11 protein-coding genes are annotated in these 11423 nt (G+C 61.8%); 6 read left to right on the plus strand and 5 right to left on the minus strand.

What is annotated here, in order from left to right; all coding sequences use genetic code 11:
- A complete protein-coding gene (locus H7847_RS09565; RefSeq protein WP_227269251.1) occupies positions 1-1008 on the minus strand; it encodes an AAA family ATPase in 1008 nt (335 codons plus the stop codon).
- A gap of 69 nt (positions 1009-1077) precedes the next feature.
- Here H7847_RS09565 and H7847_RS09570 point away from each other — a divergent pair, with 69 nt between their 5' ends.
- Together H7847_RS09570 and H7847_RS09575 are read left to right on the plus strand one after the other, a co-directional pair.
- Positions 1078-1653, plus strand: coding sequence for a DUF1285 domain-containing protein (locus tag H7847_RS09570; RefSeq protein ID WP_227269252.1), 576 nt, complete (start codon positions 1078-1080; stop codon positions 1651-1653).
- Positions 1654-1671: 18 nt separating this feature from the next.
- Positions 1672-2424, plus strand: a complete 753-nt coding sequence (locus tag H7847_RS09575; RefSeq protein ID WP_227269253.1) for a TIM barrel protein — start codon at positions 1672-1674, stop codon at positions 2422-2424.
- Here H7847_RS09575 and polA read toward each other — a convergent pair.
- From polA to H7847_RS26995, 4 genes are all read right to left on the minus strand, one after another.
- Complete coding sequence (polA, locus tag H7847_RS09580) at positions 2421-5216, minus strand: DNA polymerase I (protein WP_227269254.1); 2796 nt, start codon at positions 5214-5216, stop codon at positions 2421-2423. The genes H7847_RS09575 and polA overlap by 4 nt on opposite strands.
- Before the next feature lie 83 nt (positions 5217-5299).
- Positions 5300-5752, minus strand: coding sequence for a hypothetical protein (locus tag H7847_RS09585; RefSeq protein ID WP_227269255.1), 453 nt, complete (start codon positions 5750-5752; stop codon positions 5300-5302).
- Positions 5753-5817: 65 nt separating this feature from the next.
- Positions 5818-5994 carry a zinc-finger domain-containing protein gene (locus H7847_RS09590; RefSeq protein WP_227269256.1) on the minus strand — a complete coding sequence of 59 codons (177 nt, stop codon included), beginning with the start codon at positions 5992-5994 and terminating at the stop codon, positions 5818-5820.
- A 76-nt stretch (positions 5995-6070) separates the two neighbouring features.
- Complete coding sequence (locus tag H7847_RS26995; protein ID WP_319799760.1) at positions 6071-6886, minus strand: DUF1203 domain-containing protein; 816 nt, start codon at positions 6884-6886, stop codon at positions 6071-6073.
- On the opposite strand from H7847_RS26995, the gene gpmI reads away from it, so the two are divergent.
- The 4 genes from gpmI (at position 6774) to H7847_RS27130 (ending at position 11251) form a co-directional block, all read left to right on the plus strand.
- Complete coding sequence (gpmI, locus tag H7847_RS09600; protein ID WP_227269271.1) at positions 6774-8291, plus strand: 2,3-bisphosphoglycerate-independent phosphoglycerate mutase; 1518 nt, start codon at positions 6774-6776, stop codon at positions 8289-8291. The two genes, H7847_RS26995 and gpmI, sit on opposite strands and share 113 nt — an antisense overlap.
- Before the next feature lie 38 nt (positions 8292-8329).
- Positions 8330-9418 (plus strand): murein hydrolase activator EnvC family protein, encoded by a 1089-nt coding sequence (locus H7847_RS09605; RefSeq protein WP_227269258.1) that lies wholly within the window; start codon positions 8330-8332, stop codon positions 9416-9418.
- A 6-nt stretch (positions 9419-9424) separates the two neighbouring features.
- A complete protein-coding gene (locus H7847_RS09610; protein ID WP_227269259.1) occupies positions 9425-10762 on the plus strand; it encodes a S41 family peptidase in 1338 nt (445 codons plus the stop codon).
- A 192-nt stretch (positions 10763-10954) separates the two neighbouring features.
- Positions 10955-11251, plus strand: a complete 297-nt coding sequence (locus tag H7847_RS27130; protein ID WP_406675981.1) for a transposase — start codon at positions 10955-10957, stop codon at positions 11249-11251.
- Positions 11252-11423 lie beyond the last annotated feature (172 nt).

Raw genomic sequence — 11423 nt, forward strand, 5'->3', positions numbered from 1 at the left:
TCACGCGGCGGCCTTCGCTCCGGACAGGGCGTTGGCGGTGCTTTCAATCAGATCGGTGAGGCTGTCGCCCCGCGCGCGGGCAGCAAAGTTCAGCGCCATCCGATGGCTGAGCACCGGGCGGGCCATATCGATCACGTCCTCTGCCGAGGGGGCGAGCCGCCCTTGCAGCAAGGCGCGCGCGCGCACCGTCAGCATCAGCGCCTGTGCAGCACGGGGCCCCGGACCCCACGCCACGGTCTCGCGCACCTGCTGACTGGCGGTCTCCTCTTCGGGGCGGAAGGCGCGGACAAGGTCGAGGATCATCTCCACCACGCTTTCGCCCACGGGCATGCGCCGCAACAGGGTCTGCGCGGCAAGCAGCTCGTCGGCGGTGAACACGCCGGTGGAGGACTCCTCGGCCTCGCCCGTCGTGGCCAGCAGGATATCGCGTTCGGTATCGCGGTCCGGGTACTGCACATCGATCTGTACGAGGAACCGGTCAAGCTGCGCTTCGGGCAGCGGATAGGTTCCCTCCTGTTCGATCGGGTTCTGTGTCGCCAGCACGTGGAAGGGTGACCCAAGACTGCGGTTTTCACCCGCAACGGTGACTGTCTTTTCCTGCATCGCCTGCAGCAGCGCCGATTGGGTCCGGGGTGAGGCGCGGTTGATCTCGTCGGCCATCAGAAGCTGGCAAAAGATCGGGCCCTGAATGAATCGGAACGCGCGGCTGCCATCTGATGCTGTATCCAGCACCTCGGAGCCGAGGATATCCGCTGGCATCAGGTCGGGGGTGAACTGCACCCGGTTGCCCTGCAATCCCATCACGGTCGAGAGCGTCTCGACCAGCCGCGTTTTGCCCAGCCCCGGCAGACCGATCAGCAGGCCGTGACCACCGCACAAGAGCGCTGTCAGCGTCAGCTCCACCACGCGCTCCTGTCCGATGAAACGTTTGGTGATCGAGGCCTTGGCCTCGGACAGCTTTTCGCCCAGGGCCTCGATCTCTGTGACCATATCCTCTGCTTCACTCATGACAATGCACTCCGATGGTTTATATCCTTCAATGTAAATCTATCGCGCTCTAAGGGAATGGCAAAAGCAATGAGTGGACAAAAAACCGTTACCCCGTCTGCAGAAAGCCTTGCGGCCTCGATAACTGCCGCAAAAACACGCGGTTTGCCGCCTGTTGAGCAATGGAACCCGCCGTTTTGCGGAGATCTGGACATGCGCATTGCGCGCGACGGGACGTGGTTTTACCAGGGCACACCCATCGGTCGACCCGGCCTGGTCAAGCTGTTTTCATCGATTCTCAAGAAAGAGGGGGCGGATTATTTCCTCGTCACCCCGGTCGAAAAGGTGGGAATCACGGTCGAGGATGCGCCCTTTGTCGCCATTGATTTTGAGGCGCAGGGCAGCGGGCGCGATCAGGTGCTGACCTTTTACACGCAGGTCGACGACATCGCAGTCGCCAGTGCTGACCTGCCGCTGCGGGTGGTGCGCGACCCTGACACGGGCGAGCCATCGCCCTATGTGCGGGTCCGCCGCAATCTGGAGGCGTTGATCGACCGCAAGAGCTTTTATCGGCTGGTTGAGCTGGGAGAGCATCACGACGACTGGTTCGGGCTCTGGTCGTCGGGGGTGTTTTTCCGGGTCATTCCCAGTGCGGAATTGCCGTAAGCCGGGCCTGTTGATGTCATGAAGCTGGCCGCCAATATCAGTCGCTTGTGGGCAGAACTCCCCTACCTTGATCGTTTCGATGTCGCCGCAGAGGCCGGTTTTGACGGCGTGGCCGTGCCTTTTCCCTACGACATGCCGGCCAAGGAAACGCAGCGTGCCGCCTGGCGTTCCGCCCTGCCGGTTGTGCAGATTTCAGCGCCACCGCCCAATTATACCGGTGGCGGGCGCGGTTTCGCCGCCGTGCCGGGGTTGGAGGCGCGGTTTCAGTACGATCTGCGCCGCGCGTTGCGCTATTGCGAGGCCTTGCGGGTGCCGGTGCTGCATCTGATGGCGGGGGAGGCGTCGGGTGCTGCCGCGCGCGAGACCCTGCTGGCCAATCTCCGCCACGCCAGTGCGACGGTGCCGGAAGGTCTGGCGCTGACCATTGGGCCGCAGCCGACCGAAGGCGCGTTTCTGGGGGATTTTGACATGACGGCCGAGATCATCGCGGAGATCGGGAGCCCCAACATCGGCTTGCGGTTTCACAGTGGTCATGCCGCACTGTTGCACGGCGATGCGGTTGCAGTGTTTGAAAAACACGCCGCCCGCGTGCGCCAGATTCAGCTTGCAGATACACCGGGGGCGGGGGTGCCGGGCACCGGGCAGATCGATCTGCCGCGTCTTGTGCAAAGCATCAGGGCCGCAGACTACAAAGGCTGGGTGGTTGCGGATTACGACACAGGTCCCCGCACCGAAGCGACCCTGACCTGGCTCCCGCTCTTTCGCGATTAATGCGCCACGGCCCAGTTCGGGCCTTTTCCCGCATCGACTGTAAGGTTCACGTCAAGCTTCACAACCGGGTCAGCGGCCCCTTCCATTACGGTGCGCGCGGCATTGATGAGCCTGTCCTCTGCCCCCGCTTCGACCTCAAAAAGCAGCTCGTCATGGACCTGGAGCAGCATCTTGGCGGGAATATCCTGAATGGCCGCGGGCATCCGGATCATCGCGCGCCGGATCACATCGGCCGCGGTGCCCTGAATGGGCGCGTTGATCGCGGCGCGCGCGGCAAAGCCCGCGTGCGGGCCCTTGGCCGTGATGTTGGGCGTGTGGATGCGGCGGCCAAAGAGCGTCTGGACATAGCCATGCTCTTTGGCAAAGGCCTTGGTGTCATCCATGTAGGTGCGGATGCCGGGGAACCTTTCGAAATAACGGTCGATGAACCCCTGGGCCTCGCTGCGCGGGATGCGCAGGTTGCGGGCAAGCCCAAAGCCGGAGATACCATAGATCACCCCGAAATTGATCGCCTTGGCGCGGCGGCGGATCTCGGGTGTCATCTCGTCCATGGGCACGTCGAACATCTCGGAGGCGGTCATGGCGTGGATATCCTGACCCTCCTGAAACGCCTGTTTCAACGCCGGAATATCGGCGATATGCGCCAGGATGCGCAGCTCGATCTGACTGTAATCCAAGGCGACCAGCGTCTTGCTATCCTCGGCCACAAAGGCCTCGCGGATGCGGCGGCCCTCTTCGGTGCGGATCGGGATGTTCTGCAGGTTGGGATCGGTCGAGGCGAGCCTGCCGGTGGAGGCCCCGGCAATCGAATAAGAGGTATGCACCCGGCCCGTGTCCGCGTTGATGTGGTCCTGCAGCGCGTCCGTGTAGGTCGATTTCAGCTTGGAAAGCTGCCGCCAGTCGAGAATACGGCGGGGCAGTTCGTGTTCGGTGGCGAGGTCTTCGAGCACATCCGCGCCGGTGGCGTAGGCCCCGGTCTTGCCCTTCTTGCCGCCCGGCAGGGACATCTCGTCAAAGAGGATCTCGCCCAGCTGCTTGGGGGAGCCCACGTTGAACTTGCGGCCTACCATCTCGTAGATTTCATCCTCCAGCCCGGCCATCTTCTGACTGAAGGCATTCGACATCCGACTGAGCGTATCGCGGTCCACCTTGATGCCGGTCCGCTCCATCCCGGCGAGCACAGCGACCATCGGCCGTTCGAGGGTTTCATAGACCCGCGTCACCTGCGTGCGGTGCAGTCCCGGCTTGAACTGCTGCCAGAGCCGCAGGGTGATGTCCGCATCCTCTGCGGCGTAGGGAACCGCCTCTGCCAGCGGTACCTTGTCGAAGGTGATGGCCGATTTACCCGAGCCCAACAGCGGCTTGATCGGGATCGGCGTGTGGTTGAGGTAGCGCTCCGACAGCATGTCCATCCCGTGCCCGTGCAGCCCGCCGTGCATGGCGTAGGACATCAGCATCGTGTCATCGATTGGTGCCACCTCGATCCCGAGCTGTGCAAAGATCTTGGCGTCGTATTTCATGTTCTGGCCGATCTTGAGGATACTTTCATCCTCCAGCACGGGTTTGAGCAGGGCGAGGGCCTCGTCCACCTTCATCTGCCCCTCGGCCAGATCGTCTGAGCCAAAGAGATCATCGCTGGCGCGCGCCTTGTGAATGAGCGGGATGTAGCAGGCCTTGCCCGCCTCGACACAGAGCGAGATGCCCACCAGATCGGCGGTCATCTCATCCAGACCGGTGGTCTCGGTATCCACGGCCACATGGCCACGCTCGTAGATATCATCGATCCAGGATTGCAGAGCTGCGGCGTCGCTCACCTGCGTGTAGCCGCTCCTGTCAAAGGGAACCTCGGCAATCTCGGGGGCATCGGGTGCCGCGGTGGGCATGTCATCGATCACGGGAGGGTCGACATCCAGTTGGGTCGCGATGCGTTTGGTCAGGGTGCGGAATTCCATTTCCGCCAGAAACGGCATCAGATCATCCGGGTTGGGCGCGCGAACCTCCAGATCGTCCAGCGTAAAATCAAGCGGCGTGTTTTCGTCAAGGAGCACCAGTCTGCGCGAGAGGCGGATCTGCTCTGCATGGTTGATGAGCGTCTCGCGGCGCTTGGGTTGTTTGATCTCTCCGGCGCGCTCCAGCAGCGCGTCCAGATCGCCGTACTCATTGATAAGCAATGCCGCCGTCTTGACGCCGATGCCCGGCGCGCCGGGGATGTTATCGACCGAATCGCCCGCCAGTGCCTGCACATCGACCACACGGTCGGGGTAGACGCCGAATTTCTCGAACACCCCCTCGCGGTCAATGCGCTTGTTCTTCATCGCATCCAGCATCTCCACGCCGTCGCCCACCAGCTGCATCAGGTCCTTGTCGGAGCTGATGATCGTGCAGCGCCCGCCTGCCGCGCGCGCCTGCACCGCCAGCGTGGCAATGATATCGTCGGCCTCATAGCCTTCCAGCTCCTTGCAGGCTATGTTGAAGGCCTCGGTAGCGCGGCGGGTCAGCGGGATCTGCGGGCGCAAATCCTCCGGCATGGCGTCGCGGTTGGCCTTGTACTGTTCGTACATCTCGTTGCGAAAGGTGTGGCTGCCCTTATCAAAAATCACGGCAACATGGGTGGGGGCATCATCGCCGGTGTTGGTCTCGACATAACGCTGCAGCATGTTGCAAAAGCCTGACACCGCCCCGATCGGCAGGCCATCGGATTTGCGCGTCAGCGGCGGCAGGGCGTGATAGGCGCGAAAGATAAACGCCGAGCCGTCGATCAGATGAAGATGATGTCCCTTGCCAAATGCCATATGTCCAGCCCCCATGTCACGATGTACCGTTCATGGCGTGCACGCGAGCCGAAGTCCAGAACCGGATCGGGTTGGGCGCAGGATCAGCCGAGAATGGAGTCCATATTCTGCATGATCCCGATCAGCAGCATGATCCCCGCGATGATCAGCACTGCAATCAACAGGACCTGAACCAGGATGGCACCAATGCTGAGCGCCATGCCACAGGCCGCCGCGCGCTTTGGCTCCCTGCGGATGAAGGCGACGATGGCCATGACAAGACCGACAACGCCCAATGCAGGTGCCCCGGCCATGAGAATACGATCAATATCCCAATTTGGCTGGATCACCGTTGCTTGAGGTTGTGGATCTCCCTGCAGCGCGCGTTGAGCTGCCGCCCGTATGTTTCCGGCAATCTCACCGATCGTCGTGCCGATGTCCGGTTGCGCGGTGAAGGGACCCGCGTAGACGATCAGCAATGCGAGACATAGCGCTGATGCGCCGAACCCGATGGCCGCGTAGGAAAATGGTGCGCTGCGTAAGGCTGCTTCTGACATGTCCTGACCTCCGATCTTCAAACTGTCCCTAAGGGGTCAGCATGGCAAGATTGAGGCGGCGGGTCTCAGGCCGTGTCTGCGAAATCCTTGTGGATGAATTTGCAATCGCAATAGCCGCACTCCACCCACCCGGTGTCTCTGGGGATCTGCAACCAGACACGCGGGTGTCCCAGCGCGCCTTCGCCGCCGTCACAGGCGATCCGGAAAGTTTCAACGATCTTGGTTTCTGGGGGTTCCTGCATCGGGGGCATCCTGTGGCGTTACGGATGCCGTTATGACCAATGCGGGCTTTGGGGGCAAGCCAAACACGCGCCTGTCCTAGTCCCGCTCGATCCGGACCTGATAGCAATTGTTGCGTGCCGACCGCACATGCAGGAATGCAATCTCGGGGTTCTCGAAGGTTTTTTCTATTTTCAGGGAGATATCGGGCGTTTTGACGACTTCGCCGGTGCCGTAAACAATGCGCTCTTTGGCGTTGTAGCCTTTGATCAGATAGTCAGGTGATGCACGCAGAATATGCGGCACCGCAGGGGTTTCGTCCCCACCGCGCGGGCAGCTGTCTGCGCACAGGAAAATTGGCCCGGTTTCGGCGTAGGGGTGGAGGCTCCCGAACGGGCAATGTGCAAGGATCAGCATGTCTTCCCCCTCGGGTATATCTTTGAGGCAATGCCGACAGGGGTTTCCCGCCCCGTCGGAAATCTGATGCTCCGGGGCGTTTCCGTATGCGTCAAGCCCGCCGTTTTGGAGCGATCGGACGATTTTGGTGTCTAAAGCAATGAATCTTGGCATGTTCTGACCCTTGTGAAGAGAAGCATGGGGGGAATGTGGCCGCGCGGACGCACCGGGTCGATCCGAATGATGCGCATTCGGGGTTTGTCGGCGTTGAACGCCGGGGGTGCTATTTCGAACGAGGTCCTGGTCTGCAGATCCCGCCGGTCGTCCGGCCCATGTGATCTTGCACCCTTCACCCGGTGGGCCACAGCCGGTACAAGGGAGCAAACAGGTAATGACAGGCGCGCTCATGACATCTCCGAAACCCGTTGTATTATGTATCCTTGATGGCTGGGGTCTGAGCGACCGGCGCGAGGGTAACGCGCCCCTGCTCGCCAACACACCCAATATGGACCGGATCATCGCGACCTGCCCGAATGCGACGCTGACCACATTTGGTCCGGACGTCGGATTGCCGCGCGGGCAGATGGGTAATTCGGAAGTCGGTCATACCAACATCGGGGCCGGGCGTGTTGTCGCGATGGATCTGGGCCAGATCGACCTGGCCATTGAAGAGGGCAGCTTTGCCGAAAACCCCCCGCTCAGCGACTTTATCTCAAAGCTGCGGGAGACCGGCGGAACAGCGCATCTGATGGGTGTCGTTTCTGACGGCGGGGTGCATGGGCATGTCGCGCACCTGCAAGCCGCCGCACAGGCGATCCACGCGGCGGGCGTGCCTGTCGTCATTCACGCCTTGACCGATGGGCGGGATGTCGCGCCGAAATCAGCTCTTGGCTATCTCGAGGCGCTGCAAGGCGCTCTGCCCGATGCGGTGCGGATCGCCACGGTGAGCGGCAGATACTACGCGATGGACCGTGACACCCGCTGGGACCGGGTTGCCAAGGCCTATGCGGCCATCGTGCAGGGTCGCGGCGCGCAGGCGCAGACGGCGTTGCAAGCGGTCAAGGTGGCTTACGCCCGCGACGAGACAGACGAATTCATTCAACCCACCGTGATGGGCTTCTACGACGGAGCCCAGGACGGGGACGCGCTCTTTTGCCTGAACTTCCGCGCCGACCGCGCGCGCGAGATCATGGCCGCCATCGGGGCGCCGGATTTTGACGCTTTCGAGACCGGGGTACGACCGCAGTGGGCCGGGCTGATGGGCATGTCCCAGTATTCCGATGCGCATGGGGCCTATATGACCACGATGTACCCCAAGCCCGAGATCGTGAATACCCTGGGCGATTGGGTGGCACAGCATGGGTTGCGCCAATACCGTCTGGCCGAGACCGAAAAATACCCGCATGTGACGTTCTTTCTGAATGGCGGCGAAGAGGTTTGCTTTGCCGGCGAAGACCGTCTGATGCCAAAGTCACCGGATGTGGCGACCTATGATTTGCAGCCGGAAATGTCCTGCAAGGAGGTCACGGAGGCCCTCGTCGCGGCCATTGCGGCGGGATACGACCTGATCGTGGTGAACTACGCCAATCCCGATATGGTCGGGCATACCGGTGATCTGGACGCGGCGATGCGGGCCTGTGAAGCGGTAGATCAGGGCCTTGGCCGGGTTCTCACAGCACTTGAAGCCGCTGGTGGCGCGATGATCGTCACCGCCGATCATGGCAATTGTGATGTGATGATCGACCCGGAGACAGGCGGGCCGCATACCGCCCATACCCTGAACCCGGTGCCGGTGGTGGTGGTCGGTGCACCGGAGGGTGCACAGCTGAGAGAGGGCCGCCTCGCCGATCTGGCCCCCACCGTTCTGCATTTGATGGGGCTTGAGGTCCCATCCGAGATGACGGGGGCGTGTCTCTTGTCATGAGATGGTTCGTTCTTTGCGTTTCTCTGATTGGGCCAGCGATGGCCCTGGCCCAGACCTCACCGGCGGATCGGGCGCGGTCGGCGCTGAACATGCTGGATGCGGCAACCGAACAACTGGAGAGCGCGCAATCGGCGCGCGACCGCGTGCGCGCCCTGACCGAGACCATATCGGCTTTCGAAGAGGGGCTGAGTGCGCTGCGCACCGGCCTGCGGCAGGCTGCAACGCGCAAGGCGCAGGTCTCGGCGCGCCTGCAGGCTCAAGACGAGGAGATCGCCGCCTTGCTGGCCGTTCTGCAGCGTGTGGGCGGTACGACGTCTCCTGTCCTGTTGCTGCATCCGGGGGGGCCGACGGGGACAGCGCGCGCCGGCATGCTGCTGGCAGAGGTCGCCCCGGCCCTGAACGCCCGTGCCGCCGATCTGCGCCTTGATCTCGAAGAATTGCAGCGACTGCAAAGGCTCCAGACCACCTCTGCCGCGCGTCTGGAAGCGGGTTTGCAACAGGTGCAGCGCGCCCGAACGGAGCTCAGCCAGGCTATCGCGGACCGGACGGAGTTGCCCAAGCGGTTCATTTACGACCCTGTGAATGCTGCGGTACTGATCGCCTCGGCCGAGACTCTGGGAGAGTTTGCAGCCGGTTTGGACCGGTTGATCGTCGAGGAATTGGCTGTCCCGCGTTTTGACCTGATGGGCAGAAAAGGGCAGCTTGACCTGCCGGTGCAGGGCCGTGTGCTCCGGGCCGCGGGAGAGCCGGATGCGGCAGGGATTTCCCGGCCCGGCATCATCCTCGCGACCCTGCCCCGCGCACTGGTGACAACGCCTGTGCCGGCCACCATTCGCTACGTGGGGCCGCTCCTCGATTTCGGTCAGGTGGTGATTCTCGAACCGCAGGCCGAGGTGCTTTTTGTGCTGGCGGGCCTCGGAACGGTCTACGGAATGGCCGGAGATGTCATAGAAGAAGGCACACCATTGGGTCTTATGGGCGACGCTGAGAACAAAATTGCCGCTGAGTTGTCAACAGATGGTGATGAGACTGGTGCTGCGCGGTCAGAAACGCTCTATATAGAAGTCAGACATGATAATACACCTGAAGACCCGAGCCTCTGGTTCCGGACAGATAAGGATGGATAGAGAGATATGAAGAAATTTGCCATGGCGGCAGTGGGCGGCACCCTCGCGGGTGTGATCGCGACCACGCAGATCGCCGGCCCGCTGCTGGCGCAAGAAGCAGCAAAGTCGAGCAACGTATACGAACAGTTGGATCTGTTCGGGGATATTTTTGAACGGATTCGTGCCCAGTATGTCGAAGAGGTCGAGCCTGGTGAACTGATCGAGGCGGCAATTGACGGTATGTTGACCTCGCTTGACCCGCACTCCAGCTACCTCAGCCCGGATGATGCCGCGCAGATGCGCGTGCAGACGCGGGGTGAATTCGGCGGGCTGGGCATCGAGGTCACCCAGGAGGAAGGCTTTGTGAAGGTGGTGTCGCCCATTGATGGCACCCCGGCCGATCAGGCGGGCGTGGAGGCGGGCGATTTCATCACCCATGTGAACGGTGAATCGGTTCTGGGGCTGGCGCTTGACGAAGCTGTCACGCTGATGCGGGGGCCTGTTGGCTCAGAGATCGTGATTACCCTGGTGCGCGAAGGCGAGCCTGAACCCTTCGACGTGTCGATCATTCGCGATACGATCAAACTGACCGCCGTGCGCACGCGAACGGAGGGCGAAACAGTTGTGCTGCGGGTCACGACCTTTAACGATCAGACCTACACCAACCTCGAAGCCGGTTTGCAGGAGCAGGTCCAGGAAGCCGGCGGGATCGACGCCATCAATGGTATCGTCATTGATCTGCGCAACAACCCCGGCGGTCTGCTGACACAGGCGATCCGCGTCTCGGATGCGTTCCTTGAAAAGGGTGAGATCGTCTCGACCCGCGGACGTGAAGTGCAGGACGGTGAACGGTTCAATGCCACATCCGGTGATCTGGCCGAGGGCAAGCCGATTGTTGTGCTGATCAACGGCGGCTCGGCCTCCGCCTCCGAGATTGTGGCGGGCGCTTTGCAGGATCACCGCCGCGCGATCGTCGTCGGGACCAAAAGCTTTGGCAAAGGATCGGTTCAGACGGTGATGCCGCTGCGCAGTGACGGTGCGATGCGTCTGACCACGGCGCGCTACTATACGCCGTCGGGTCGGTCTATTCAGTCGCTGGGGGTGTCACCCGATATCGTGGTTCAGCAGCCCCGCACCCCCCCCGCCATAGAAGAGGACGAGGAAGCCACGAACCGGCCCTCACGGTCCGAGGCGGATTTGCGCGGATCGCTGAATAACGACAGCCTGTCGGACGATGAGATCAAGCAGATCGAGGCAGAACGTGCGAAAGCGGACGCGGCGGCAGCCCTGCGCGAAGAGGACTATCAACTGGCCTATGCCATCGACATCCTCAAGGGGCTCTCGGCAATTGGCCCGCAGGACTAAGAGAGGTCTCTGACCGTCAAATCTGGCCCCGTCGCACCCCGGTGGGGCCTTTGTGATGTGGACGACTGTCAAGTAAAACTGGCAGTGTTGCGAATGCACAACCTGCCTCGCAACGTCCGCTTGGAGCCCAATGGTTTTGCCTCGATTAGGTGGACACCTAGAATAGGCGCAGATTGCGCCGGGAGGTGTCGGATGACGAAGCCGAAGCGATACAAGCGGTACGGCGCGGAGTTCAAACGAGAAGCTCTGCGCAGGGCTGCGGAAGAAGGGATGACAGACAAGGCTGTCTGCGATGAACTGGGGATCAGTACCCGGCAGTTTCGACGATGGCACGGTGAGATGGCGCTGCTTGGCCATGATGCGTTCCCCGGCCAGGGTCGTCCGCGCGACGAAGAGATGGCTGCGCTGAAGCGCGAGCTGGCCCAGGTGAAGAAGGAGCGTGATTTCCTAAAGGAAGCGGCGGCGTACTTCGCCAGGCTGTCGAAGTGAAGTACGCCTGTATCAATCTGCGGCGCGATCATTATCCAGTGCGCATGATGTGCAGGCTGCTGGGCATTTCAGCCAGCGGATACTACGCTTGGCGCACACGTCCGGAGAGCACCCGTGCAGAACAGGACAGAGAATTGATGCCGAAGATCAGGCGGATCTTCGAGGTCAGCAA

Source organism: Roseobacter weihaiensis (assembly GCF_020622345.1).
In the GTDB taxonomy this organism is placed as follows: domain Bacteria; phylum Pseudomonadota; class Alphaproteobacteria; order Rhodobacterales; family Rhodobacteraceae; genus Roseobacter; species Roseobacter weihaiensis.

Excerpts from the sequence above, each read along its gene's own strand:
- H7847_RS09565 (WP_227269251.1), bottom strand. The coding sequence starts at position 1,008 with ATGAGTGAAGCAGAGGATATGGTCACAGAGATCGAGGCCCTGGGCGAA.
- H7847_RS09570 (WP_227269252.1), top strand. The coding sequence starts at position 1,078 with ATGAGTGGACAAAAAACCGTTACCCCGTCTGCAGAAAGCCTTGCGGCC.
- H7847_RS09575 (WP_227269253.1), top strand. The coding sequence starts at position 1,672 with ATGAAGCTGGCCGCCAATATCAGTCGCTTGTGGGCAGAACTCCCCTAC.
- polA (WP_227269254.1), bottom strand. The coding sequence starts at position 5,216 with ATGGCATTTGGCAAGGGACATCATCTTCATCTGATCGACGGCTCGGCG.
- H7847_RS09585 (WP_227269255.1), bottom strand. The coding sequence starts at position 5,752 with ATGTCAGAAGCAGCCTTACGCAGCGCACCATTTTCCTACGCGGCCATC.
- H7847_RS09590 (WP_227269256.1), bottom strand. The coding sequence starts at position 5,994 with ATGCAGGAACCCCCAGAAACCAAGATCGTTGAAACTTTCCGGATCGCC.
- gpmI (WP_227269271.1), top strand. The coding sequence starts at position 6,774 with ATGACATCTCCGAAACCCGTTGTATTATGTATCCTTGATGGCTGGGGT.
- H7847_RS26995 (WP_319799760.1), bottom strand. The coding sequence starts at position 6,886 with ATGATCCGGTCCATATTGGGTGTGTTGGCGAGCAGGGGCGCGTTACCC.
- H7847_RS09605 (WP_227269258.1), top strand. The coding sequence starts at position 8,330 with ATGGCCCTGGCCCAGACCTCACCGGCGGATCGGGCGCGGTCGGCGCTG.
- H7847_RS09610 (WP_227269259.1), top strand. The coding sequence starts at position 9,425 with ATGAAGAAATTTGCCATGGCGGCAGTGGGCGGCACCCTCGCGGGTGTG.
- H7847_RS27130 (WP_406675981.1), top strand. The coding sequence starts at position 10,955 with ATGACGAAGCCGAAGCGATACAAGCGGTACGGCGCGGAGTTCAAACGA.